This window comes from Kitasatospora sp. NPDC053057 (assembly GCF_044546945.1).
Taxonomy (GTDB): domain Bacteria; phylum Actinomycetota; class Actinomycetes; order Streptomycetales; family Streptomycetaceae; genus Kitasatospora.
In genome coordinates this window covers 50,396-74,901 of record NZ_JBITZP010000014.1, presented here as the reverse complement: position 1 = coordinate 74,901, position 24,506 = coordinate 50,396, and the positions used below count along the sequence as shown (strand labels likewise).

Genomic DNA, 24,506 nt, shown 5'->3' with positions numbered 1-24,506 from the left:
GCGTCCCCGTGACCGTGCTGACCGGCTTCCTCGGCTCCGGCAAGACCACCCTGCTCAACCGCATCCTCACCGAGCAGCACGGCCTGCGGATCGCCGTCATCGAGAACGAGTTCGGCGAGGTCGGCGTCGACGACGCCCTCGTCCTCGATGCCGAGGAGGAGATCTTCGAGATGAACAACGGCTGCATCTGCTGCACCGTCCGAGGAGACCTCATCCGCATCCTCGGCGCCCTCATGCGCCGCCGCGAGACCTTCGACCGCATCGTCATCGAGACCACCGGCCTCGCCGACCCCGCCCCCGTCGCCCAGACCTTCTTCATGGACGACGAGATCGCCTCCCACCTGCGGCTCGACGCCATCGTCACCCTCGTCGACGCCGCCCACATCCTCGACCACCTCGACGAGGACAAGCCCGAAGGCGTCGAGAACGAGTCCGTCGAGCAGATCGCCTTCGCCGACAAGATCGTCCTCAACAAGACCGACCTGGTCACCGAGGAGCACCTGACCCACGTCATCGGCCGGATCCGCCAGGTCAACGCCCTCGCCGAGATCCTGCCCGCCCAGCAGGCCAAGGTCGAGCTGACCCAGGTCCTGGACGTGCACGCCTTCGACCTGGACCGGGTGCTGGAGGGCGACCCCGCCTTCCTCACCGAGACCGAGCACCAGCACGACACCACCGTGACCTCCGTCGGCATCGACCTGCCCGGCGAGGTCGACGAGGACCGCCTGAACTCCTGGCTCGGGCAGTTGCTGCGCACCCAGGGCGCGGACATCTTCCGCTCCAAGGGCATCCTCGCCATCGCCGGCTCCGAGCGGCAGTATGTCTTCCAGGGCGTGCACATGCTGCTCGAAGGCGATAACGGCCGCGAGTGGCGTGACGGCGAGACGCGCCGCAACCGCCTGGTCTTCATCGGGCGCAACCTCGACCGCGACGCCCTGAACAAGGGCTTCGCCTCGTGCCTCGCCGGAGTCGCCGCGTGATCACCGATACCCTGACCGCCCAGTGGACCACGGAAGTTGACGATGCTCCGGTCGCCGTCGCCGTCGCCACCGGCGCCGGCTTGGTCGCCATCGCCGGCGCCGCCGGCACCGCGTGGATCCTGGACGCCGCCTCCGGTACCCCGGTCGGCACCGTTACCCTGCCCGGAGGCCTGCTCGCTCTCGAGTTCTCCCCGGACGCCGCCCACCTCGCTCTGGCCGGGCCGACCGGCTACGGCCTGTGGCGGCGCTCGGACGGCCGGTTCCTCAGCTCGGAAACCGGGTCCTGGTCAGCGGCCGTACGGTGGGCCTCGCCGGACCGGGTCGCCGTCGCCTGCGGCCGACGGGTGCAGGTCCTGGATCCGGACGGCGTGCGTCAGTGGGGCACCGACCTCGCGCCCAGCACCGTGACCGATGTGGCCTGGCTGCGTGAGGGCCGACGCCTCGCCAGCTCCGCCTACGGTGGCGTGCGCTGCCACGAGCGGCACAGCGAGAAGCCGGTGGCCGAGTACAAGTACCTCGGCTCGCACCTCGCCATCGCCCTCAACCCGAACGGCCGGTGGATCTGCACCGGCAACCAGGACGCCAGCATCCACATCTGGCGTACCCGCGACGGCGACGAACTCGCCATGCAGGGCTACCCGGACAAGATCGCCCGCCTCGCCTTCGACGGTTCCGGCCGCTGGCTCGCCTCCGACGGCGCCCCCGACATCACCGTCTGGGACTTCTCCGGAAAGGGGCCGGCCGGCACCAAGCCGCGCGCCCTGCGCGCCCACGAGACCGTCACCGCCCTGGCCTGGCGGCCCGGCAACGGCGCAGTCCTCGCCAGCGCGGGCGCCGAGAACAAGGTCGCGCTGTGGCGGGCCGACGCCGGCCGGGCCGGCGCGCTGCTCCGTCCCGTCCACGAACGTGAACTCCCCGAGCCGGTCACCGCGCTCGCCTGGGCGGGACCGGACGTGCTGGTGGTCGCGGACTACGAGGGGCGGGTGGAGGCATGGCCGGTTCCGGACAACCTGGCCCGGTGACCTTGCGGGCCGGCGGCCGGCCGTGCACCGTGGTCGTGTGCCGGGGCTGCTGCTGCGGCAGCGCCCGCAAACACCCCGACACCGACCACGACGGCCAACTCGCGAGCCTGCGCGCGGCGGCCGAGGCCTCCGGCGGCGCACTGGCGGTCCGGACCACGGACTGCCTGGACGCCTGCCCGCAGTCCAACGTCATCGTCGTCCAGCCCTCGACCCGTGGCCGCACCCGTGGCGGCCGCGCGGTCTGGCTCGGTTGGGCGCTGGACGACGACGGCATCGACCTGGTCATCGGCTGGGCCCTCGCGGGCGGTCCGGGCATCGCGGACCTGCCCGCCGCCCTCGAACTGCAACGCATCGCACCGCCCAGGCCGCTCGGCACGGCCCGACGCCGATGACGCACTCGGGCGCCTGCCGGCGGCACCCCGCCGGCAGGCGCCCGGGCCTACAGGGGAGGATCAGCCGATGGGGCACGCGCCGCCCGGCACACCGGTGACCGCACCCGCCCTCCTGGACGCCGGCACCGCCGAGCAACTGGCCGTCACCCTCCAGGCCCTCGCAGCGCCCTCCCGACTGCTCATCCTTGCGCGGCTGCGCCAGAGCCCGTGTCCGGCAACCGAGTTGGCCGAGTCGGTGGGGATGGAGCAGTCAGCCTGCTCCCACCAGCTGCGCCTGTTGAGGAACCTCGGCCTGGTCACCAGCGAACGCCGGGGCCGGCACATCGTCTACGCGCTCCACGACCACCATGTCGCGGTCCTGCTCGACCAAGCCCTCGCCCACGTCGAGCATCTGCGTCCGAGATGACCGCACGCCGAGGCCCGGGCACTCCCTTCGCGGGAGTGCCCGGGCCTCGTCCGTTATCCGTGGCTCAGCCCCGGCGCCGGGCGGCCTCGGTGCCGTAGCGGCGTTCGAAGCGCTCGACCCGTCCTGCGGTGTCGATGACGCGGGCGGCGCCGGTGTAGAAGGGGTGGCTGGCGGAGGAGATCTCCACGTCGATCACGGGGTAGGTGTTGCCGTCCTCCCACTCGATGGTGCGGTCGCTGGTGGCAGTCGAGCGGGTGAGGAAGGTCAGGCCGCCGACGCGGTCGCGGAAGACGACGGGGCGGTAGGCGGGGTGGATACCGGGCTTCATCGGGTTCTCCTTGGCTGGGTGGGGTCGGGTCAGCGTTCTTCGCGGAACTCGGTGTGGCGGCCGAGCACCGGGTCGTACTTGCGCAGCACCAGCCGGTCCGGGTCGTTGCGGCGGTTCTTGCGGGTGACGTACGTGTAGCCGGTGCCGGCGGTGGAGCGGAGCTTGATGATCGGGCGCAGGTCGTTGCGGGCCACGGCGTCCTCCTGGAGCGGATCGGCGATCGGTGAGCCATCATCATAGCGAAATGGTTTTCGTTTCCATCTAGCTGTAGGGTGGCAACGCGGTTCGCGGCCACGGCATTCCCGGTGCCGTGGCCGCGAGCAGCCCTATCCACCTGCCGCCGCCCGCGACGCGACCTCAATCCGTGCGAGTCCGTACGGAAGTCGCAAACGCCGAAAGGAAGACGATGTCCGACGACACCCGGCTGCCGGTGGTGGTCGTCGCCGGCCTCCACGAGGCCGAGCGACGCCGAGCGGTCCTGGAACTGCTGAGCGGGGGCGGAAACGCCGTCGTCCTGCACCACGATCTCACCGACGCCGTCCATGGCCGGGTCCGACGGGACATCCTGGACGCCGCCGGCTCGCGCAGCGAGTCCGACGTTCCGCTGACCGACGACTGCCCGTGCTGCGCACTGCGGGAGGACCTGCTTCCCGAACTCCTGCGGATAGCCGACGCCGGCCGGCACAGCCTGGCGGTGGTGGAGCTGTGGGGCGGAAGCGACCCGCACCCGGCCGTCGAGGTGATCGCGGAGGGCGAGGTCGACGGCCGCTGCCTCTCCGAGGCGGTGGTGGTGGCCGGGGTGGTCGCCGCCGTCGATCCCCTGCGGCTCGTGCCCCAGCTGTCCGTGCCCGATACGCTCCGTGAGCACGAGGCCCATACCTGTGCCGATGACACCCGGACCCGTGCCGAGGCGCTGACGCAGCAGATCGAGTACGCCACCGTCCATGCGGTCCCCAGGGCGGGTGATGTCGCCGGTTCGTCCGAGCTCCACGCCGGCCTCGCCATGCTCCGCCAGCTGCACCCGTCCGCCCGCACCGTCACCCTCGGCACGGGCGCACTCGCCCCCGCGGCGCTGGCCGGGTTCGACGTGCCCGCCGCCCGGGACCGGGTCAACCCGGCGCTCGCCCTGCTCCCGTACCCGCAGGACGAGGCGGGCGTCGCGACCCTGGTGTGGGAGCGCCGGCGCCCGTTGCACCCGGCCCGGTTCCATGCGGCGCTGGACCTGCTCGTCCCGGCCGCCCAGCGCAGCCGGGGCCGTTTCTGGCTCGCCAACCGGCCCGATCTACTGCTGGGCTGGGATGCGGCGGGGGCGAGCCTGGTCGTCGAGGAATGCGGACCCTGGCTGGTGTCACTCTCGGACGCCGACTGGGAGCTCTACCCGCCGCAGCGGCGGGCGGCGGCGGCACTGGACTGGGACCCGGTCCACGGCGACCGGGTGCAGCAGCTCTGCTTCACCGCCGAGGGCCTGGACGCCGACGGGATCGTCGAGCTGCTCGACTCCTGCCTGCTCACCGAGGACGAACTCGCCTCCGGCGAAGAGGGCTGGAAGCAGCTGCCGGACGCCTTCGACGACATGCTCGACCCGGTGGCCTGAGCGGCTGCGTCCCGGTCGCCGTGCGCTGAGGCCGGCTGGGTCAGTGGTCGTCCCAGTGGCCTCCGTGGGCGGCGTGGCGGTGACCGTCGTGGACGTAGTCGACGTGGTCGCCGTGGGGGACCGCCGCGTGGCCGCAGCCCTCGCCGTGGTCGTGAGCGTGGCCGGAGTGCTCGACGTGGGTCGGCGGCTCGCACTCGTCGACATGGCCCTGGTGGACGCGGTGCAGATGGCCGTCGTGGACGTAGTCGACGTGGTCGCCGTGGGGGACCGCCACGTGCCCGCAGCCCTCGCCGTGGTCGTGGCCGTGCGCGCCGTGGGTCTGGTGCTTGACCGGGGTGCTCATCTCGCCTGTCCCTTCCTTCGATGCTTCCAAACCTACGCATGAACGGCGAAAGCGGGCAACGTATCGCCGAGCGCGCGCCTGAACTGCCTTCTCCCGCCAAGTTATTGAAAAGCATTATCGTTTCGCTCTAGGGTTGGGCGACGTCCATGAGTGAGGGCAATATGACTGATCGTCAGATATCTCGGAGAGCCCTGCTGGGTGCGATCGGCGCGGGCACCGTGCTCGGCAGCGGCCTGCTCGCGGCCTGCAGCAGCGGATCGACCGCCCGTGCGCCGCTCGCCGCGGCCACGAGTGCGACCGCCTCGGTCGCGCCCCGGCGAGGAGGCAGGCTGCGGGCGGCGTTCGCCGGATCCAGCGCCGAGTCGACCAGTGTGATCCAGGCGACCGGCAGCGCCGTCGACTACGTCAGGGCGCGCCTGATCTGGGACACCCTCGGCGAGATCGAGGGCAGCAACCCGGTCTGGCGGCTCGCCGAGTCCGCCGAGCCCAACGCGGATGCCACCCGTTGGACCGTGCGGGTACGCGACGGCGCCACGTTCAGCGACGGCCGCAAACTCGCCGCCCAGGACGTCCTGTTCAGCCTGCGCACGCTCGCCTCCAATCCCACCGTCCAGAGCGGCCTGCTCGGCGGCCTCGACCCCGCGGCCTCCGCCGTCCGCGACCCGCGCACGCTGGAGCTCCAACTCAAAGCCCCCGACGGCTTCTTCGACCTGGTGCTGGCCCAGTCGATGTTCGTCTTCCCGGACGGCACCACCGACTTCGCGCACGCACCCGGCTCGGGGCCGTTCGTCCTCAAGAACTGGACCGCCGGCAGCAGCAGCCTGCTCACCGCCCGCACCGACTACTGGGGTTCGGCCGACGGCGGCCCCTACCTCGACCAGATCGAGCTGTTCTCCGTCTCGGACGCCGGCGCCCGGCTCAACGGCCTGAAGGCCGGCCAGTTCGACTACGCGGGCGGGCTCACCCTCACCGCCGCCCGCGCGGAGCAGAACAACCAGGCCCTGCGCATCCTCACCGCGCCGCAGGAACTGTGGAGCGAGCTCTCGTTCACCATGAATCTCGGCGCCGACCCGTTCACCAGGCCCGAGGCTGTCCAGGCCGTGAAGTACGCGATCGACCGCGAGGCGATGGTCCGTACCGTCACCCTCGGCTACGGCGAGGTCGCCGACGATGCCCTCGGCCGTCACCAGTCCTGGTACGACACCTCGCTGCCGCGCCGGGCGCACGACCCGGACCAGGCGCGGAAGCTGCTGCCGGGCGGGACGCTCTCGGTGCGCACCAGTGACTACGAGTACGGGATGCTGGAGAGCGCCACCGCCTTCGTCCAGCAGGCCCGGGCCGCCGGGCTGTCGGTGTCGGTCGACAAGATCCCCGCCGCCGACTACTACGCGGACATCAAGACGCTGCTCAGCACCCCGCTGCAGACCAACCTGTACCACGCCATGCCGCTCCCGCTGCAGCTGTCGATGTACTACGGCTCCAAGGCGTCCTACCCCTTCACCGGGCCGGCCGGCGCCACCCTGGACGGGCTGATCACCGCCATGCACGCCGCCGTCGGCGATGCCAGGCGCACCGCCGCCGTGCACGATGTCCAGCACCACCTGTACGACCACGGCGGGGACGCCGTCTTCGCCCGCATCCCCCCGGTCGCGGCCTCGACGCCCGCCGTCCACGGCATCCAGTCGCGCGGCTTCTTCGACTACCCGTGTCTGCGCGACGCCTTCCTGGCTTCGTGACGGCGGTCCTGCGCCGGCTGGCCATGGCGGCGGGCACCCTGCTCGCCGCCTCCGTCCTGGTCTTCGCGGCGACCGCACTGGCACCGGGCGACGCGGCCGCGGCCCGGCTCGGCGGGAAGGCCGGACCCGAGCAGATCGCCGCGCTGCGGCACAGCCTCGGCCTGGACCGGCCGCTCTGGAGCCGCTACGCCCACTGGCTCTGGCACGCCCTCCAGGGCGACCTCGGCACCTCCTACGCCAGTGGCCGGCCGGTGTCGGAGCTGATCGCCGAGCGGGCCGGGAACTCCCTGCTGCTCGGGGCCGTGGCGGCGGTGCTGCTGGTACCGCTGGCGGTCGGCCTCGGCCTGTGGGCGGGGATGCGGGCCGGGCGGGCGGCGGACCGTGTGGTGTCGACCGCGACGCTCGCGCTGGTCAGCCTGCCCGAATTCGTCATCGGGACGCTGCTGGTGCTGCTCCTGGCGGTGGGGCCCGGCTGGCTTCCCGCCGTGTCGGTGCCCTCGGCCGGGCGCGGCGTGCTCGGCGAACCGCGGATCCTGGTCCTGCCGGTGCTGACGCTGCTGTCGGTCTGCCTGGCCCAGAACGTCCGGCTGGTGCGTGCGGGGGTGATCGCCGCCACCGACTCGGACGCCGCCCGTACCGCCCGGCTCGGCGGTGTCCCCGAGCACCGCGTGGTGCTGCGCTGGGTGCTCCCGGCCGCCGTGGTGCCCGTCGTGCCGGTGCTGGCCCGCTACCTCGCCTACCTGCTCGGCGGGACCCTGGTGGCCGAGACGCTCTTCGGCTACCCGGGCCTGGCCGCCGCCCTGGTGAACGCCACCGCCGCGCGGGACGTCCCTGTCGTCCAGGGCGTGACCCTGATCGTCGCCGCAGTCACCGTCGCCCTCAACCTGTTCGCGGACCTTCTGGCTACGGCGCTCAACCCTGCTGCCAGGAGGATGAGTTGACCAAACAGCGATGGCGCTCCGCGGTCGCGGCGCTGATCCTGGCCGCGACCGTGCTGCTCGCCCTGCTCGGGCCGTTCCTCGCCCCGCACGGATCCGGCGAGGTGCTGGACATGCCGTACGGCCCGGCCGGCGGGGCCGCGCCGCTGGGCACCGACCACCTGGGTGCCGACGTGCTCAGCCGCTTCCTCGCCGGCGGCCGATCCCTGGTCCTGCTCTCGCTGGCCGCACTCGCCGCCGCGTACACGCTGGGCGCGACGGCCGGCATGCTGGCGGCGCTGCGCGGCGGACGGACCGACACCGTGCTGCTGCGCGGCGCGGACGTGCTGCTGAGCCTGCCCGCGTTCCTGCTCCTGAGCCTGACGGTCGTCGCGCTGGGCCGGGGCGTGACCGGGGTGGGGGCGGCCGCCGCCGTCGTGCTGCTGCCGGAGATCGTCCGAGTGGTGCGGGCCGCGACCCTACAGGCGCTGCAGCACGACTACGTCGAGGCGGCCCTCGCGCGGGGCGAGCGCACCGGGTACGTGCTGCTGCGCGAGGTGCTGCCCAACCTCGCACCGGTGCTCGCCGCCGACGCCGCCGTGCGCTTCGTCGGCGCGGTGTTCATCGTCTCCACCGCCGGATTCCTCGGCTACGGCGCGCAACCTCCGGCTGCGGACTGGGGGTTGATGGTCCTGGAGAACCGGGACGGGCTCTCGTTGCAGCCGCTGGCGGTTGCCGTTCCCGCAGCCGGCATCCTCGCCCTTCTGCTGTCCGCCAACCTGCTGGTGGACGCCGTCTTCCCGGCCGCCCGCCGCCCGCGCTCCCGGTGGCGGCCGGTACCCGTCGTCGCCGACCTCGCGGCTGGATCCCCGGTGCTGCGGCTGCGCGGCCTGACCGTGCGGGCGCACGGCCCGGACGGGCCGCGTACGGTCGTCGCCGCGGTCGACCTCGACCTCGCCCCCGGTCGCATCCTCGCGCTCGTCGGGCCGTCGGGCAGTGGGAAGACCACGGTGGCCCTCGCGGCCCTCGGTGAACTGCGGCCGGGACTCTCCCTGCTGGGAGGTGAGGTCCACCTGGCGGGCCGGTCCGTCCTCGGCCTGTCCGAACGGGCGCTTCGCCGACTGCGCAGCCGCCACGCCGGCTACGTCCCGCAGGACCCGCGCACCTCGCTCGCCCCGACGATGCGGGTGGGCGACCACATCGGGGAGTTCCTGCGCGCCCGCTCGGTGCCCAGGCAGCAGCGTCCGGAGCGCATCCGCGCCGCACTGCGCATGGTCCGACTGCCCTGCGACGACGGCTTCCTGCGGCGCCTGCCGCATCAGCTCTCCGGCGGGCAGCGCCAGCGGGTCGCCCTGGCCGCGGCCCTCGCCCACCGGCCGGACCTGCTGGTCCTCGACGAACCCACCAGCGCTCTCGACCCGGTGACCGCGACCGCGCTGCTCGCCGACATCAGACGGCTGCGTGAGGACGGCGGCCCCGCCGTGCTGCTGGTGGCCCACGATCTCGCCCAAGTCGCCTCGGTGGCCGACGAGGTGGCCGTCCTCGACGCAGGGCGGCTGGTGGAGCACGGACCGGTCGCCGAACTCCTCGCCCGTCCGGTGAGCCCGGCCGCCCGGCGGCTGGTCGACGCCGCACGGGGAACCGGACTGCCGGGGCCGCGCGAGTCCGCCGACCTCGCCGGTCCGACGGCCCTGGCCGTGCAGGGGCTGGAGGCACGCAGGGACGGGCACCGCGTACTCGCCGCCATCGACCTGTCCGTCGAACCCGGCGGCTGCCTCAGCGTGGTCGGCCCCTCGGGTGGCGGAAAGACCACCCTGCTGCGCTGCCTGACCGGCCTGCACTCCGATTGGTCGGGCACCCTCCGCCTGGCGGATCAGGACGTGGCGCACGGGCTGCGAGGCCGGTCCCGGGAACAGCTGCGCCGGCTGCAACTCGTGCCCCAGGACCCGCACTCCTCGCTCAACCCCCGCCACACCGTCGGCCGGATCATCGCCCGCCCGCTCAGCCGGATCCGCCCCGAGCTGGACCCGAAGGGGCTGCGCAGGGAGGTGGAACGGCTGCTGGAACGGGTCGGGCTGGCATCCGAGCACGCCGGGCGCAGACCCGCCCAGCTGTCCGGCGGTCAGCGCCAACGAGTCGCCGTGGCAAGGGCCTTGGCCTCCGATCCCGCGGTGCTGCTGTGCGACGAGGTGACCAGCGCCCTGGACGCGCCGACCGCCCACACCGTGATCTCCCTGCTGGCCGAGCTGCGCCGCGACCTGGGCGTGGCCCTCATCGTCGTCACCCACGACCTCAGCGTCCCCGCACGGCTGGGCGGCCGGCTCGCCGTGCTCGCCGACGGCCGGATCAGGGAGAGCGGTCCCAGCGAGCGGCTGCTCACCGCGCCCGCCGATCCACTCACCCGTGAACTGCTCGCGGCCATACCGGCGTTGCCACCGTCCGCCATCACACCAGCCGGGACCACCGACCGACCTTGAAGGACCTACCGATGACCTCAGCGCGCTGGCTGCGCCGACCCCGACCCCGCCCGAACGCCGCGCTGAGGCTGGTCTGCCTGCCCCACGCGGGCGGTTCTCCGGGGCTCTACCGGACGTGGGCCGCCCTGTTCCCGCCGGAGGTGGAACTGCTGCTCGTCTGCCCGCCGGGGCGCGAGGACCGCCTGGACGATCCCCTCCCGGCGGACCTGTCCGCACTCGTGGGCGGGCTGGCGGCCGCATTGGCGCCGCTCCTGGACCGGCCCTGGGCGGTCTTCGGGCACAGCATGGGGGCGAGCGTCGGCCATGAACTCGGCCTGGAGCTGGCTCGGCGGGGGTGCCGCCCGCCGAGGCACCTCTTCGTCTCGGCCCGCGAGGCACCGCAGTACCACCGTGGCGGCACCACGCACCTGCTCGACGACGATGCCCTGTGTGCGGAACTCGTCCGTCTCGGCGGCACCGACGCCGCTCTACTGGCCATGCCCGAGCTGAGGCGGCTGGTGCTTCCGGTGGTCCGGGGGGACTACCGGCTCATCGAGACCTACCAGCCCCGTCCGGCGGGCCTGCTGAGCTGTCCGGTGACCGCACTCATCGGCACGGAGGACACCGAGCTCACGGTCGAGGAGGCCGACGGCTGGCGGGAGTGGACCTCCGGCCCGTTCCGGCGGTTGGCCTTCCCCGGCGGGCACTTCTACCTCTCGGAGCACCCGCAGGAGGTGGTGGGCGCGGTCCGCCGGCAGCTCGTCCGGTACCCGACGGCCCCGGCGTGAGGTGCGGGTGAGGCCTGTTGCCAGGTCTCACCCGCCGAACCCGGTCATGTGGTGTCGAGGTTGTCCTGCTCGCGGACCAGGAGAAGGCTCGCGACGGCGGCGAGCAGCCCGGCGATGCCGGCGATGAGGAAGATCGCCGACAGCGCCCCCGTGTAGGCGCTGTGCGCCAGATCGAGCACCTGGCCGCGGACGGCCTCTGGGCTGGCTGCCGCGAGTGCGTCGAACTGGCCCGCGGTGACGAGCTTGCGCAGGTATCCGGAGTCGCCCGGCGGGAGGCCGATGCGGTCGAGCGCGGCAGCCGACATCGCGGAACCGACCTTCCCGTTCAGTACCACGCCGAAGGCGGCGACGCCGGTCGCGGTGCCGAGCGGGAAGAAGCTGTTGGCCGCGCCCGAGGCGGTTCCCGCCCGGGAGGCCGGCACCACGCCCACGGCCAGCGCCAGGAGGTGGGGGAGCGTCAGACCGGCGCCCGCGCCGAGCAGGAGCAGTGCGGGCAGGACGGCCGTCCAGCTGTCGTGCGGGCCGATCCCGACTGCCAGGAACATGCCGACCGCGACGACGGCCATGCCCAGCGCCAGCACCCTGGAGACGGGCATCACCTTGGTGAGCAGACTGCTCAGCGGTGCCGCGATCACCAGGGCCACTGACTGTGCGAGCAGCACCAGGCCGATCCGGAACGGGCTGAGTCCCAGCATGCCGCCGAGCCAGAGGGTCAGGAACGGCAGCAGGCCGAAGCTGAAGATCCGGGCGGCGAAGCTGAGCAGCACCGCGCCGCTGAAGGTGGGTATGGCGAAGAGCCGCAGGTCCAGCATGGCGTTCGAGCCGAGCCTCCACTGCACGGCGATGAACGCGGCCGCCAGCACCGCACCCGCGACGAGCCCGGTGAGGACGTCCGGCGCCGACCAGCCCTTCTCCGATCCGGCCAGCAGGCCGTAGTTGAGGGCGAACAGGGCCAGCACGGCCAGCACCGCGCCCGCGTAGTCGATCCGGTCGGGTGCGTCGGTGGCCACGCTCTCCGGTACCTTGCGGGCGGCGGCGATCAGGATGAGCAGGCCGACCGGCACGTTGACCGCGAACAGGAACGGCCAGCTCAGCCACTCGACGATCGAACCGCCCACCAGCGGGCCCAGCGCCGCCGAGACGGCTCCCCCTGCCGTGAACAGTCCGATGGCCGTGGTCCGGGAACGGGCCGGCGCGCCTTCGAACGCCCCCGCGATCAGGGCGAGCGAGGTGCCGAGGACCATCGCACCCCCGGCACCCTGGACGGCGCGGGCCGCGATGAGGACCCCGGCGTCCGGCGCCAGCGCACACACCGCCGACGCGAGCGTGAACAGCGCGACGCCGGCCAGGAAGATCCTGCGGCGGCCGATCCGGTCGGACACCGAGCCGGCGGTGAGCAGCAGGGCGGCGAAGGTCAGGGTGTAGGCGTTGACGATCCACTGGAGGCTGTCCAGTGAGGCGTCCAGATCAACGCCGATGCGCGGCAGCGCCACGTTGACCACGGTGATGTCCAGGGTCATCATCGCCGCCGCGAGCGAGGTCACAGCGGTCGTCCAGCGCCTTGCGGTTCGGACCTCGGGCGGGATCGCCGCCTCCACCGCGTCGGCTTCGGTCGTACTCATGAGTGTCCTCTCTGTCTGCGTCATCGTGACGGTCTGTCAGATCCACTCCCCCCGGCGGCTTCCTCGGATTTGGACCGGTGTTTGCGCGTTGGGGCTTGCCTGCCGGAGAGGCTTAATGCATATGATAACCACTACCGATAGCAACATGGCCGTAATACTCGCATTCCGCCGGGCTGTCGGGTCGCGGTACGCGTTCCGGCGCCCCAGTGCCTCCAGGGCCGACGTCGTCGTCACCGCCGCGTGCTCGTTCACATCCCGAGGAGGGGAACCCACTTGTCGCAGGATCACGGGACCGCTGCCGTCGACCTCCCGGGAGTCGTGGCGGAGTTGCTGGCGCTGTCGGCGGAGGAGATCGGGGAACAGGACAACCTGATCGCCCTCGGCCTGGACTCGCTCGCGATGATGCGGCTGGCCGGTCGGCTCCGGCGCTCGGGCCGGGAGATCGGCTTCGCCGAACTGGCCACCGAACCCACCCTCGCCGCCTGGCGCGAGCTGATGGCCCGAGCCGGGGCCAGCCTTCCGGCGGACGCCCGCAGGGTGGACGAGTCGGCACCCTTCGAACTCGCCCTGATGCAGCACGCCTACTGGGTGGGCCGCAGCGAGATCCAGCAACTCGGCGGCGTGGCAGCGCACTTCTACAACGAGTTCGACGGTGCGGGGGTCGAGCCGGCCCGACTGGAGGCCGCCGTACGGGCCGTGTTCGCGCGGCACGGGATGCTGCGGGTGCGGATCCTCGACGACGGCCGTCAGCAGATCACCGAGCGGAGTGTCTGGCCCGGGCTGCGGGTGCACGATCTGCGCGGGCTGAGCGCGGCCGACGCCGAGCGGGAGCTGGCGGAGATCCGGCGGCTGCTGTCCCATCGCAGCCTGGACATCGAGTCCGGTGAGGTCTTCGACGTCCAACTCTCCCTGCTGCCGGATGAGATCAGGCCGGGCGGCACCCGCGTCCACGTCAACCTGGACATGGTCGCGGCCGACGCCCTGAGTCTGCGCGTCCTGCTCGCCGACCTCGCCCGCGGCTATGCGGACCCCGACACTCCGCTGCCCGAACTCGGCTACAGCTACCCGCGCTACCTCGCCGAGCGCCGCGCGGCCCGGGCGGAACCGACCCGCGCGGCGGCCCTCGACGCCGACCGCGACTACTGGCGCCGCCACCTGCCCGACCTGCCCGGCGCGCCTGAACTTCCCCTCGTCGCACCGTCGGAGCAGGCCACGGTGGTGCGCAGACACCGGTGGCTGGACGCCGGAATGATGCGACGGCTCGGCGAGCTGGCCCGCGACCACGGGCTGACTCCCGCGATGGCGCTGGCCTCGGTGTTCGCCGAGACCCTGACGGCCTTCAGCGCCGAGCCGCGCTTCCTGCTCAACCTCCCGCTCTTCGACCGCGAGCCGCTGAACGCCGAAGTCGGCTCCCTAGTCGGCGACTTCACCTCATCAGTGCTGCTGGCCTGGGACGGTGCCACGCCCGGTACGTTCGCCGAACGGGCCGCCCGGCTCCAGGCGCGCTTCCACGCCGACGCGGCCCACGCCAGCCACTCCGGCGTCGAGGTCCTTCGTGACGCCTCCCGCCTGCACGGCGAGCGGATCCTCGCGCCCGTCGTCTACACCAGTGCCCTGGGCCTGGGCGAGCTGTTCCCGGACGAGGTCCGGGACGCGTTCGGCGAGGCCGCCTGGATCATCTCGCAGGGCCCGCAGGTCTGGCTGGACGCCCAGGTCACCGAGCTCGACGGCGGGCTGCTGGTCAACTGGGACGCCCGTGAGGACGCATTCGCACCCGGAGTGCTCGACGGCATGTTCGACGCCTACACCCGGCTGCTGGACCGGCTGCTGTCCGACGCCGACGCGTGGGCCGAGCCGGTTCCGGCGCTGCTTCCCGCGCCGCAGCTCTCGGTACGCACGCGCGTCAACGACACGGCGGGACCGACGCCGGGCGCCCGCCTGCACGACGGCTTCTTCGCGCAGGCCGCCCGTAACCCAGAGGCCACCGCCCTGTACTGGGGAGCGGGCGGATCGCTCGGCTACGGCGAGTTGGCCCGGCGGGCGCTCGCACTCGGGGCGCACCTGCGGGCCCAGGGCGTCGGCGCGGGAGACCTGGTCGCCGTGACGCTGCCCAAGGGCCCGGACCAGATCACCGCCGTCCTGGGCGTGCTCGCCGCGGGCGCGGCCTACCTGCCGATCGGTGTCGACCAGCCCGAGCTGAGGCGCGAGCGCATCCACCGCACCGCCGGGATCCGGCTGGTCCTCGACGACGTCACCCTCCCCGCGGACGCCGTGCCGCTGGCCCACCCGGTGCCCGGGAGTGACGACGACCTCGCCTATGTGATCTACACCTCCGGCTCCACCGGCGAACCCAAGGGCGTCGAACTCACCCACGCGGCGGCGATGAACACCGTCGCCGACCTCAACGAGCGCTTCGCCCTCGGCCCCGACGACCGGACGCTGGCCCTGTCCGCCCTCGACTTCGACCTCTCGGTCTACGACATCTTCGGCCCGCTCTCCTGCGGCGGCGCCGTGGTGTGTGTCGAGGAACCCGAGCGCCGGGACGCCCACGCCTGGGCCGCACTGGCCCGCCGCCACCACGCGACCGTGGTCAACTGCGTTCCCGCACTGCTGGACATGCTGGTGACGGCGGCGGGCGGCGAGCTGCCGCTGCGCGTCGCACTGCTCGGCGGTGACCGGGTGCCGCTGGAGCTGCCGGGCAGGCTGGCCACCGTCGCGCCGGCCTGCCGGTTCGTCGCGCTCGGCGGCACCACCGAGACCGCGATCCATTCCACGATCTGCGAGATCGGCGACCTGCCCACAGCGTGGACCTCCGTCCCGTACGGCACTCCGTTGCGCAATGTGGCCTGCCGGGTGGTCGATCCGCTCGGCCGTGACTGCCCGGACCTCGTACCCGGAGAGCTGTGGATCGGCGGTGCCGGTGTCGCTCGCGGCTACCGTAACGACCAGGCTCGTACGGCCGAACGGTTCCTGGAGATCGACGGCCGCCGCTGGTACCGCACGGGCGACCGGGCCCGCTACTGGCCGGACGGCACGCTGGAGTTCCTCGGCCGGGCCGACCACCAGGTCAAGGTGCGCGGCCACCGGATCGAACTCGGCGAGATCGAAGCCGCGTTGACCTCCTTCCCGGGAGTCGGCCAGGGTGTCGCGGTGGTCTGCGAGGACGGCAGACTCGGTGCCGCGATCACGCGTGACACGGCTCTTGAAGTGCCGGACTGGACCGCGCTGGCAGCCGTCGCGGGAGGACGGCCCACGGCCCGCCGCAGCGAGGAGCCGGACACCGCCGCGCTACGCGGGTTCCTGGCGGACCGTCTGCCCCGCGCGATGGTGCCCGAGCGGATCGTCCTCCTGCCCGCGCTGCCGCTCACCCCCAACGGCAAGATCGACCGCGCGGCCCTGCGTCGCACCCTCGCCATCCACGACGCCCACGGAACCGGATCGGTCACCGCGCCTGCCGGCGAGATCGAGCGCCGCGCGGCCGCGGCCTGGTCCGAGATCCTCGGTGTGCCGGAGATCGGCCGTGAGCACGACTTCTTCGCCCTCGGCGGGGACTCCCTGCTGGCGACGCGGCTGGTCGGACGGCTTCGCGTGGACGGATTCGCCGACCTCAAACTCGCCCAGCTCTTCGCCCATCCCGTGCTGGCCGACTTCGCCACCACCCTGCGGCTCGACGACCGCGCCGCGTCCCGGGCCGTCCTGCCGGCCGATCCTGAGCACCGGCTGGACCCGTTCCCCCTCACCGACGTCCAGCGTGCCTACTGGCTCGGCCGCGGGGAGGACTTCGTCCTCGGCGGGACCGGCTGCCACTTCTACCGCGAGTACGACGTACCGGACCTCGACGTCGCCCGCCTGGAGGCCGCCGTCGACCGGCTCGTGCGGCGGCACGAGATGCTGCGCGCCGTCATCGACGAGCGCGGCGAGCAGCGGATCCTCCCCGAAGTCCCGCACTACCGGGTCATCGTCACCGACGCCGGATCCGACCCGGAGGCCGCGTTCCAGGACCTGCGGGACACCGCCTCCCACCAGCGGTTCGACCCGGCGAGCTGGCCGCTGTTCGCCATCCGTGCCGTCCGCGCCGGCGAGCGCACCCGGCTCGGCATCGGCATGGACAACATCGTCCTCGACGCCCTGAGCATCCTCACCTTCTACGCCGAACTCGGCGCCCTCTACGAGGACCTGGAGCGCGAACTGCCACCGGCGGGCGTCTCGTTCCGCGACTACGTACTCGGTGCGGCGCCCGATCCGGCCGCTCTCGCCACCGCGCGGGAGTACTGGACCCGGCAGCTTCCGGTGCTGCCACCCGCGGCTCAACTCCCGCTGGCCATCGACCCGTCGGAGGTGCACCGGCCGCGGTTCACCCGGCGCCAGACCGTGATCGGCGCAGCGCAGTGGCGCCCGATCGCCGAGCGCGCCCGGGAGCACGGCCTCACCCCGTCGGCCGTCCTGCTCACCGCCTTCGCCGAAGTGCTCGGCCGCTGGAGCTCCCGCGCCGATCTCACGCTCAACCTCACCCTCTTCGACCGCCAGGACGTGCACCCCGACATCGCCAACGTGCTCGGCGACTTCACCTCGCTGCTGCTCGTCGCCGCCCGCCCGCAGCCGGGCGAGAGCTGGCTGCCCCGGGCGCGACGGGTGCAGCAGGAGCTGTGGGACGCACTCGACCACCGGGAGGTCTCGGCCGTCCGGGTCCTGCGCGACCTCGCCCGGTACCAGGGCGAACCCGGGACGACCATGCCGGTGGTGTTCACCAGCGCGCTCGGCGTGGGCGGCGAACCCGACTCGGGGCTCTTCGGCGACTACGTCTGGGGCGTGTCGCAGACCCCGCAGGTCTGGCTCGACCACCAGGTCACCGAGGCCCCCGGCGGTGGCGTACGGCTCAACTGGGACGCCGTCGAGGAGCTCTTCCCGGACGGCCTGCTCGACGAGATGTTCGCCGCCTACCTCCGGCTGCTCGACTGGCTCGGCTGGGGCGACTGGGACGCGCCCGCACCCGACCTGCTCCCCGACGGCCAGCGCCGGACCCGCACCCGGGTCAACGCGACCGGAACCGAGGCCCCGGACCAGCTGCTCCACACGCGCTTCTTCCAGCGCGCCCTCGAACAGCCCCACCGCATCGCGCTGCGGTGGGGTGATGACGGGCAGCTGGCCTACGGCGAACTCGCCGACCGGGCCCTGCGGTTGGCCGCGATGCTGACCGAGCGGGGAGTCGGCCGTGGGGAGCCCGTAGCGGTGACCCTGCCCAAGGGACCCGACCAGATCGCCGCCGTGCTCGGCGTGCTCGCGGCGGGCGCCGCCTACCTGCCGGTCGGCGTGGACCAGCCGGCGGTCCGGCGCGAGCGCATCCACCACCTGGCCGGCGTCCGCCTCGTCGTCACCGACCAGGCCGGCAAGACCGCCTCGACCTGGTCCGACTCCCTCCGGCCGATCGTGACCGACGACCTCGGGACCGTCGAACCGGCGGCGGCACCGGCCGAGACCGATCCGGACCAGCTGGCGTATGTCATCTTCACCTCCGGCTCGACCGGCGACCCCAAGGGTGTGGAGATCACCCACCGTGCGGCCGCGAACACCGTCACCGACGTCAACGAGCGCTACGCGATCGGCGAGGACGACCGCGTCCTGGCCGTCTCGGCCCTCGACTTCGACCTCTCCGTGTACGACGTCTTCGGCCTGCTCTCGGCCGGAGGCTCGGTCGTCCTGATCGAGGAGGAGTCCCGGAGGGACGCCAGGCGCTGGCTGGAGCTGGTGCGACGCCACGAGGTGACGGTCTGGAACACCGTGCCGGCGCTGCTGGACATGCTCCTCGTGGTGGCCGAAGGGACGGAGCCGCCGGCCTCGTTGCGGCTCGCGCTGGTCTCCGGCGACTGGGTGGGCCTGGACCTGCCCGGCCGGCTGTCCGCCCAGCGCCCCGGCTGCCGGTTCGTCGCCCTCGGCGGCGCGACCGAGGCCGCGATCTGGTCCAACGCCTTCGAGGTCGCCGAGGTCGAGCCGGGCTGGCGCTCGATCCCGTACGGCCACCCGCTGCGCAACCAGCGCTACCGGGTCGTCGACGAGCTGGGCCGCGACTGTCCGGACTGGGTGGCGGGGGAGCTGTGGATCGGCGGTGCGGGAGTCGCCCGGGGCTACCGGGGCGCACCTGCGCTGACGGATGCTCAATTCATCACGCTGGGCGGTGAGCGGTGGTACCGGACCGGTGACCTGGGGCGGTACTGGCCGGACGGCACGCTGGAGTTCCTCGGCCGGGCCGACCAGCAGGTCAAGATCCGCGGTCACCGGATCGAGCTCGGCGAGATCGAGGCCGCCCTGAAGGACCACCCGGGCGTCGGCCAAGCCGCCGTCACGGTGGTGGGTGAGGCGGCGGCCCGACAGCTGGCGGCCGCCGTCGTCCCGGCCGTGGCCGCGGATGCGTCGGCGGTCGAGGGCGTGGAGCCCGGCGCCGACCTCCTGGCGGCCCGCGCCAGGGCCGCCCAGGTGGAGGCCGAGGCGGCCGAGGCGGCGCTCTGCGGGCTGCTCCGCCTGGACGGGTTCACCGGCGCGACATTCGACGAACTCGCCGCGCGGCTGGACGCGGCGGACGAGCACCTGCCGGTTCTGCGGCTGTGGCTGGGCTGGCTGGTCGAGCGGAAGGTCCTGGTCGAGGAGACGGGCCGGTACGGTGCCGGCCCCGGCCTCCCCACCGCCCTGGCCCGTACCGAGCCCGAATCCGATGCCCGGAGTGAGTACGGCCGTCTGATCGCCCGTGCCCACGCGCGGCTGCTGGAACGACTGGAGGGCTACCGGGAGATCCTCGCCGGCCGCCTCGATCCCGCCGTGCTCCTCGACGACGAGGTACTCGCCCCGGCGAGCCTCGCCGAACACGACCCGGGGACGGCCCTCGCCGTCAACGACATCGCCCGCAGCCTCGCCGCGCTGGCGGGGGAGCTCGGACGGCCGATCGAGGTCGCCGAACTCGACGGCCGGGACGGACGGTTCGCCGAGCGACTGCTCCGCCTGCTTGCCCCGGAGCAGGTGCGCTACACCCTGCTCGATCCCGCACCCGCGATGATCGCCTCCGCGAACCGTCGCCTGGAGGCGCTGCCCCACCGGACCGAATGCCACCTTCTGCGCGGCGCGCGGATCCCCGACGACCTGCGGTACCGCTTCGACGTGGTGCTCGCCGACAACGTCCTGCACCGTTACCCGGACCCGGCGCAGGGCCCCGCCCTGGCCGGTCTGCTCACCCGGCCCGGCGGCACACTGCTCGCGGTCGAGCGCACCGAGTTGACACCGGTCGCACTGCTGACGGCCGCGCTGCTGGACCGCGGCTATGACGGGTTCGACCGGGAACGCCGCCTCGCCGGCACTCCGATGCTCTCCGGCGCGCGCTGGGCCGAGCTCCTCGCCCGGGCCGGTCTGACGGGCATCGGCCACCGGCCGGTCGGCGAGACCTTCACGCAACTGCTCCAGGCCCGCCGCCCGGAGAGCGCGGCCGACCTCGACCCCGGCCTGCTGCGCGCCGACCTCACCAGGCGGCTGCCGGCCCACATGGTGCCCGAGCGCATCGAGGTGCTGCCCTGGCTGCCCCTCAGCGCCAACGGCAAGGTCGACCGCACGGCACTCGCCGCGCTCGCCGGCGAGGACGGCCCGGAGAACCCGGACGAGGAGCCGCAGGGTGAGCTGGAGCGGGAAGTCGCCCTGATCTGGGGCGAGTTGCTGGGCCGTTCGAGCGTCGGCCGCAGGCGGAGCTTCTTCGCACTCGGCGGCGACAGCCTGCTGGCCACCCGCTTCATCGAACAGGTCAGGCAGCGCTACGGCGTGGAGCTGCCGCTGCGGCGGATGTTCTCCGGGCCGAGCCTTGAGCACGTCACGGCAGCGCTCGCCGACGGACTCGCGGCACTGGACGACATGGAAGAGGGCGCCCTGTGATCGGCGTCATCGGCGGCTACGGCGCGGTCGGCGAGCAGGCTGCCCGGCTGCTGGGCAGTTGGGGGGCCGGCCCGCTGCGGATCGGCGGCCGGGACCTCCGTCAGGCGCAGCACACCACGGCAGCCCTGCCCGGGGCGGTCGAGGCGGTCGCGGTCGACGTCGAGGACGCCACCTCGCTCGCGGCGTTCGTCCGCGGGTGCGAGGTGGTCGTCAACTGCGCGGGGCCGTCGCACCGGATCTCCGCGCGCGTGGCCCGAGCGGCGCTGGCAGCGGGCGCACACCACGTGGACGCGGGCGGGGACGGCCTGCCGTCGGACACCGCGGGCCGCTGCGCGGTCTTCGCGGCGGGCGCGCTGCCCGGCTTCTCCGGACTGCTGCCGCGCTGGCTGGCCGCCCAGGAATTCGACACTGTGCACGCCCTGACCGTCTACGCCGGAGTACTCGACCGTTTCACCGCCACCGGTGCCGAGGACTACCTGCACGGCGTCCTCGGCGGCGCCAACGAGCCGCTCGCCGCGTGGCGGGACGGTTCCCGCCGCTCCGCGGCGCTGACCCGTCGCTCCACGGTCACCCTGCCGTGCTTCCCCCGCGAGGTCAGCGCCTTCCCGTACCTCGACGCGGAGGGCGAGCACGTGGCCCGTGACCTCTCGCTCATCCACGGCAGCTGGTACACCGTGCTCGACGGCGGGCACCTCACCGCCGCGCTGGACGCTGCCCGCGCCCTGCCGATGGACGGCGCGGTCGCCGGACTGTGCCGGGCCACCGCGCTGGACGCCGCAGGGCGAACGCCGTACGTCGTCATGCTGGCCCAGCTCGACGGCACGGCGGCGGGACGGACGACCACCCGCACCGCCGTTGTGCGTGCACCGGGTATCGCTCAGCTCACCGGCGCCACGGCCGCCGCCGCCACGGTCGCGGTCCTGAACGGCGAGGTACCGGCCGGCGCGCACCATGCCGCCACGGTGCTCGACCCGTCCGCCACCGTCACCCGGCTCCGCGAGGTCCTTGACCTGACTATCCATCAAATAGCGATCGATCAGCTCACGGTGATCGAGGAAGGAGCGCTGTGAACGGGCGGAGCAGACTGCGGGCAGTGGTGTGCGGGACGACCTTCGGCCAGTTCTACCTGGCCGCACTCGCCGCACTGCCGGAGGAGTTCGAGATCGCCGGGGTGCTCGCCCAGGGCAGCCCGCGCTCCGTCGAGTGCGCCCAGCGGTACGGCGTGCCGCTGTTCACCGACCCCGAGGAGCTGCCCGGGGACATCGACCTCGCCTGCGTGGTGCTGCGCTCCGGGGTGATGGGCGGAGCCGGGACGGACCTGGCGCTGCGCCTGCTGCGCCGGGGTGTGCACGTCGTCCAGGAACAGCCGGTCCACCACGACGACCTGGCCGCCTGCCTGCGCGAGGCGCGGCGCAGCGGCGTCCACTACCGCGTCGGCGACCTGTACGTACGGCTGCCGTCCGTACGCCGGTTCACGGCGGCGGCCCGCGCGCTGCTGGACCGGCAGCCGGCCGAGTACGTGGACGCGGCCTGCTCGGTGCAGGTCGCCTTCCCGCTGCTGCACATCCTGGGTGATGCGCTGGGCGCGGTACGTCCCTGGCAGCTGACCGACGCGACCCGCATCGCCGGCCCGTTCTCCGTGCTGACCGGACGGATCGGGGGAGCGCCGCTCACCCTGCGGGTGCAGAACCAGGTCGATCCCACCGACCCCGACAACCATCTGCACCTGCTGCACCGCGTGACCCTCGGAACGGCCGGCGGCAGCCTCACCCTCGGCGAGACACACGGCCCGGTCACCTGGACCCCTCGCCTGCACATCCCCGACGCGGTCAAGAACCGCTTCGACTTCGAGGGCCGGGACACCGAGCATCTGGGGGAGCCCACGACGACCGTGCTCGGGCCGCCCCAGCCCCCGGGCCTCCGGCGGACGCTGCGCGACCTGTGGCCAGCCGCCATCGGCGGCGACCTGCTCGCGCTCCGCGCCGCCGTCCTCGGCGAGCCGGGTGGCGAGCGACCCGACCAGTACCTGCTGACGCTCTGCCGGATGTGGCAGGACGTCACCACCGGGCTCGGCTATCCCGAACCGCACCCGGGGCAGATCCACCAGCCAGTGGTCGTAGGTGAGCTGGCCGCAGCGGTGGCCGCCGTCGGCGCCGGCCGGTGCCCGACCGCGCGCAGGCACCAGGGCCCGCTGACCCTGCACGGCGTCCTCGCCGAGGCGATGCGCAGCGCCGAACCGCAGGCGGGCGGCATCACGGCCGACCAGGCCCACACGTTCGTGGGACGGCTCGACGACGCCGTCCTGTCCTCGATGCTGCTCGCCCTCGGCGTCGAGGGCGGCCACAGCCTGCCGAGGATCCTGGCCGACGCCCAGGTGGCACCCGCCCACCACCGCCTGATCAGGCGCTGGCTGGACGTCCTCGTGGAGCGCGGCCTGGTCGAACGCGACGGTGACCTGCTGAGCGCCACCCGTACGGTCGGTGCCGCCGACGTCGGACGCGCCTGGGATCTCGCCGCCGAGGCATGGACCGGGCGACTCGGGACGGCCGAGTTCATCGACTACCTCCGCCTCAACGCGGAGTGCCTGCCCCAGCTGATGACCGGCGAGGAGCAGGCCGCCCTGCTCCTCTTCCCCGAGGGGCGGACCGAACGCGCCGACGCCGTCTACCGGGACACCGTGACCGCCCGCTACCTGAACGCCGCCGTCGCGGCCTCGGTCCGCGCCATCGCCGCCGCCCACCCGGGGCCCCGTCCCCTGCGCGTCGTCGAGATCGGCGCAGGCACGGGAGCGACGACCGAGGCCGTCGTCGACGCCCTCGCCCATGACGGGCTCCAGGCCGACTACCTGTTCACGGACGTCTCGAAGTTCTTCCTCGGCCCCGCCCGCGAGCGCTTCGGCCGGCACCCGTGGATGCGCTTCGACCTGTTCGACATCGACCGCGCCGCACGGGCCCAGGGCTACCAGCCGGGCTCGGCCGACGTGGTCATCGCGGCCGGTGTCCTCAACAACGCGCGGGACACCGACGCGACCGTCCGAGGACTGGCCGAACTGCTGGTGCCCGGCGGCTGGCTGCTGATCACCGAACCGACCCGCGAGCACCTGGAGATCCTGGCCTCCCAGGCGTTCATGATGACCACCCCCGAAGACGCCCGCGCGGCAACGGGCGCCACCTTCCTCTCCCGCCGCCAGTGGCTGGACGTCCTCGCAGCCGTGGGCCTCGACGACGTCCTGACCCTGCCGGGCGAGGACCACCCCCTGGCGCCGCTCGGCCAGCGTCTGTTCGCCGCGAGGACTGCGCGATGCTGAGGGACTGCGCGATGCTGAGAACCAGCCACATCCTGTGCAAGGTCGACGACGTCCGGGCGGCCGTCCGGGATTTCACCGAACTCGGATTCACCATGGAGTTCGGCAGTGACCCCGCTCGAGCGCACAACGCCCTGCTCTGGTTCGCCGAGGGCCCGTTCATCGAGTTCTTCCAACTCCCTTCCGCCTTCCGCCTGCTGAGGTGGCCACTGAGCACAGTGCACGGTCTCGGCGCCGGCGAGCGGCTCGCCCGCTGGGCGCGGCCGGGCGAGGGCTGGCGCGATCTCGCCCTGGAGACCGACGAGTTGGACCTCACCGGCACCCGCACCGCCCTGCGGGCGGCGAACCTGGCCGTCTCCCGGGTGATGAAGGGCAGGCGCACCCGCCCGGACGGCGAGACCGTCCGCTACCAGTTCCTCGCCCCGCGCCCGGCCCGCCTGCCGTTCGTCGTCTCCGCGTACGACCCACCGCAGCGCCCGTCGCGGATCACCCACCCCAACGGTGCCGAGGGCGTCGCCCGGGTCCGCTTCGGTGTGGCAGAAGCCGACCGGCCCACCTTTCGGACGCTGATCGGCGGTGACGGCCGGCTGGCCGCCGAGCCCGCGCCGCGCACCGGCGTCCTCGGCGTCGAACTGGCCGGACTGGCCGCCGACCTGGACCCGGACAAGCTGCACGGCACCGTCTTCACCGCAGCCGCCAGGAAGGGCTAGACC

The 24,506-nt window shown here is 73.2% G+C and carries 17 protein-coding genes; 13 read left to right on the top strand and 4 right to left on the bottom strand.

Going from position 1 to position 24,506, the window contains the following annotated elements:
- Positions 1 to 8: 8 nt before the first annotated feature.
- The 4 genes from ACIG5E_RS17020 to ACIG5E_RS17005 all read left to right on the top strand — a co-directional run bounded on the left by ACIG5E_RS17020 (position 9) and on the right by ACIG5E_RS17005 (position 2,800).
- Positions 9 to 980: a CobW family GTP-binding protein gene (locus ACIG5E_RS17020; RefSeq protein WP_396534210.1), complete on the top strand. Its 972-nt coding sequence runs from the start codon at positions 9 to 11 to the stop codon at positions 978 to 980.
- Positions 977 to 2,002 carry a WD40 repeat domain-containing protein gene (locus ACIG5E_RS17015; protein WP_396534209.1) on the top strand — a complete coding sequence of 342 codons (1,026 nt, stop codon included), beginning with the start codon at positions 977 to 979 and terminating at the stop codon, positions 2,000 to 2,002. The genes ACIG5E_RS17020 and ACIG5E_RS17015 overlap by 4 nt, the downstream gene beginning before the upstream one ends.
- Positions 1,972 to 2,394, top strand: a complete 423-nt coding sequence (locus ACIG5E_RS17010; protein ID WP_396534208.1) for a (2Fe-2S) ferredoxin domain-containing protein — start codon at positions 1,972 to 1,974, stop codon at positions 2,392 to 2,394. Before ACIG5E_RS17015 ends, ACIG5E_RS17010 begins: the two co-directional genes overlap by 31 nt.
- Positions 2,395 to 2,461: 67 nt before the next feature.
- Complete coding sequence (locus ACIG5E_RS17005; protein ID WP_396534207.1) at positions 2,462 to 2,800, top strand: ArsR/SmtB family transcription factor; 339 nt, start codon at positions 2,462 to 2,464, stop codon at positions 2,798 to 2,800.
- Positions 2,801 to 2,864: 64 nt separating this feature from the next.
- Here ACIG5E_RS17005 and ACIG5E_RS17000 read toward each other — a convergent pair whose 3' ends face one another.
- Together ACIG5E_RS17000 and rpmG are read right to left on the bottom strand one after the other, a co-directional pair.
- Positions 2,865 to 3,128 (bottom strand): type B 50S ribosomal protein L31, encoded by a 264-nt coding sequence (locus ACIG5E_RS17000; RefSeq protein ID WP_396534206.1) that lies wholly within the window; start codon positions 3,126 to 3,128, stop codon positions 2,865 to 2,867.
- Positions 3,129 to 3,157: 29 nt separating this feature from the next.
- Positions 3,158 to 3,322: a 50S ribosomal protein L33 gene (gene rpmG / locus ACIG5E_RS16995; RefSeq protein ID WP_030289986.1), complete on the bottom strand. Its 165-nt coding sequence runs from the start codon at positions 3,320 to 3,322 to the stop codon at positions 3,158 to 3,160.
- A 212-nt stretch (positions 3,323 to 3,534) separates the two neighbouring features.
- Between rpmG and ACIG5E_RS16990 the strand changes: the two genes are divergently transcribed.
- Entirely contained in the window at positions 3,535 to 4,722 is a 1,188-nt protein-coding gene (locus tag ACIG5E_RS16990) for a CobW family GTP-binding protein (RefSeq protein ID WP_396534205.1), read from the top strand.
- A gap of 40 nt (positions 4,723 to 4,762) precedes the next feature.
- Here the strand turns inward: ACIG5E_RS16990 and ACIG5E_RS16985 are convergent, their stop codons facing one another.
- Positions 4,763 to 5,065: a hypothetical protein gene (locus ACIG5E_RS16985; RefSeq protein WP_396534204.1), complete on the bottom strand. Its 303-nt coding sequence runs from the start codon at positions 5,063 to 5,065 to the stop codon at positions 4,763 to 4,765.
- A 161-nt stretch (positions 5,066 to 5,226) separates the two neighbouring features.
- On the opposite strand from ACIG5E_RS16985, the gene ACIG5E_RS16980 reads away from it, so the two are divergent.
- The 4 genes from ACIG5E_RS16980 to ACIG5E_RS16965 are packed head-to-tail and all read left to right on the top strand — an operon-like array spanning position 5,227 to position 10,962.
- Positions 5,227 to 6,801 carry an ABC transporter substrate-binding protein gene (locus ACIG5E_RS16980; protein WP_396534203.1) on the top strand — a complete coding sequence of 525 codons (1,575 nt, stop codon included), beginning with the start codon at positions 5,227 to 5,229 and terminating at the stop codon, positions 6,799 to 6,801.
- Positions 6,798 to 7,742, top strand: a complete 945-nt coding sequence (locus tag ACIG5E_RS16975) for an ABC transporter permease (RefSeq protein WP_396534202.1) — start codon at positions 6,798 to 6,800, stop codon at positions 7,740 to 7,742. Before ACIG5E_RS16980 ends, ACIG5E_RS16975 begins: the two co-directional genes overlap by 4 nt.
- Positions 7,739 to 10,195 (top strand): ATP-binding cassette domain-containing protein, encoded by a 2,457-nt coding sequence (locus ACIG5E_RS16970; RefSeq protein WP_396534201.1) that lies wholly within the window; start codon positions 7,739 to 7,741, stop codon positions 10,193 to 10,195. Before ACIG5E_RS16975 ends, ACIG5E_RS16970 begins: the two co-directional genes overlap by 4 nt.
- 11 nt (positions 10,196 to 10,206) lie before the next feature.
- Complete coding sequence (locus ACIG5E_RS16965; RefSeq protein WP_396534200.1) at positions 10,207 to 10,962, top strand: thioesterase II family protein; 756 nt, start codon at positions 10,207 to 10,209, stop codon at positions 10,960 to 10,962.
- Between the two features lie 44 nt (positions 10,963 to 11,006).
- Here ACIG5E_RS16965 and ACIG5E_RS16960 read toward each other — a convergent pair whose 3' ends face one another.
- Positions 11,007 to 12,584, bottom strand: coding sequence for an MFS transporter (locus tag ACIG5E_RS16960; protein WP_396534199.1), 1,578 nt, complete (start codon positions 12,582 to 12,584; stop codon positions 11,007 to 11,009).
- Between the two features lie 273 nt (positions 12,585 to 12,857).
- On the opposite strand from ACIG5E_RS16960, the gene ACIG5E_RS16955 reads away from it, so the two are divergent.
- From ACIG5E_RS16955 to ACIG5E_RS16940, 4 genes are read left to right on the top strand one after another with little or no spacing between them, the layout of a single operon-like run.
- Positions 12,858 to 20,489 carry an amino acid adenylation domain-containing protein gene (locus tag ACIG5E_RS16955; RefSeq protein WP_396534198.1) on the top strand — a complete coding sequence of 2,544 codons (7,632 nt, stop codon included), beginning with the start codon at positions 12,858 to 12,860 and terminating at the stop codon, positions 20,487 to 20,489.
- Entirely contained in the window at positions 20,486 to 21,559 is a 1,074-nt protein-coding gene (locus ACIG5E_RS16950) for a saccharopine dehydrogenase NADP-binding domain-containing protein (RefSeq protein WP_396534197.1), read from the top strand. Before ACIG5E_RS16955 ends, ACIG5E_RS16950 begins: the two co-directional genes overlap by 4 nt.
- Before the next feature lie 23 nt (positions 21,560 to 21,582).
- Complete coding sequence (locus tag ACIG5E_RS16945) at positions 21,583 to 23,796, top strand: Gfo/Idh/MocA family oxidoreductase (RefSeq protein WP_396534196.1); 2,214 nt, start codon at positions 21,583 to 21,585, stop codon at positions 23,794 to 23,796.
- 11 nt (positions 23,797 to 23,807) lie between these two features.
- Positions 23,808 to 24,503, top strand: coding sequence for a VOC family protein (locus tag ACIG5E_RS16940; protein ID WP_396534195.1), 696 nt, complete (start codon positions 23,808 to 23,810; stop codon positions 24,501 to 24,503).
- Positions 24,504 to 24,506: the final 3 nt, after the last annotated feature.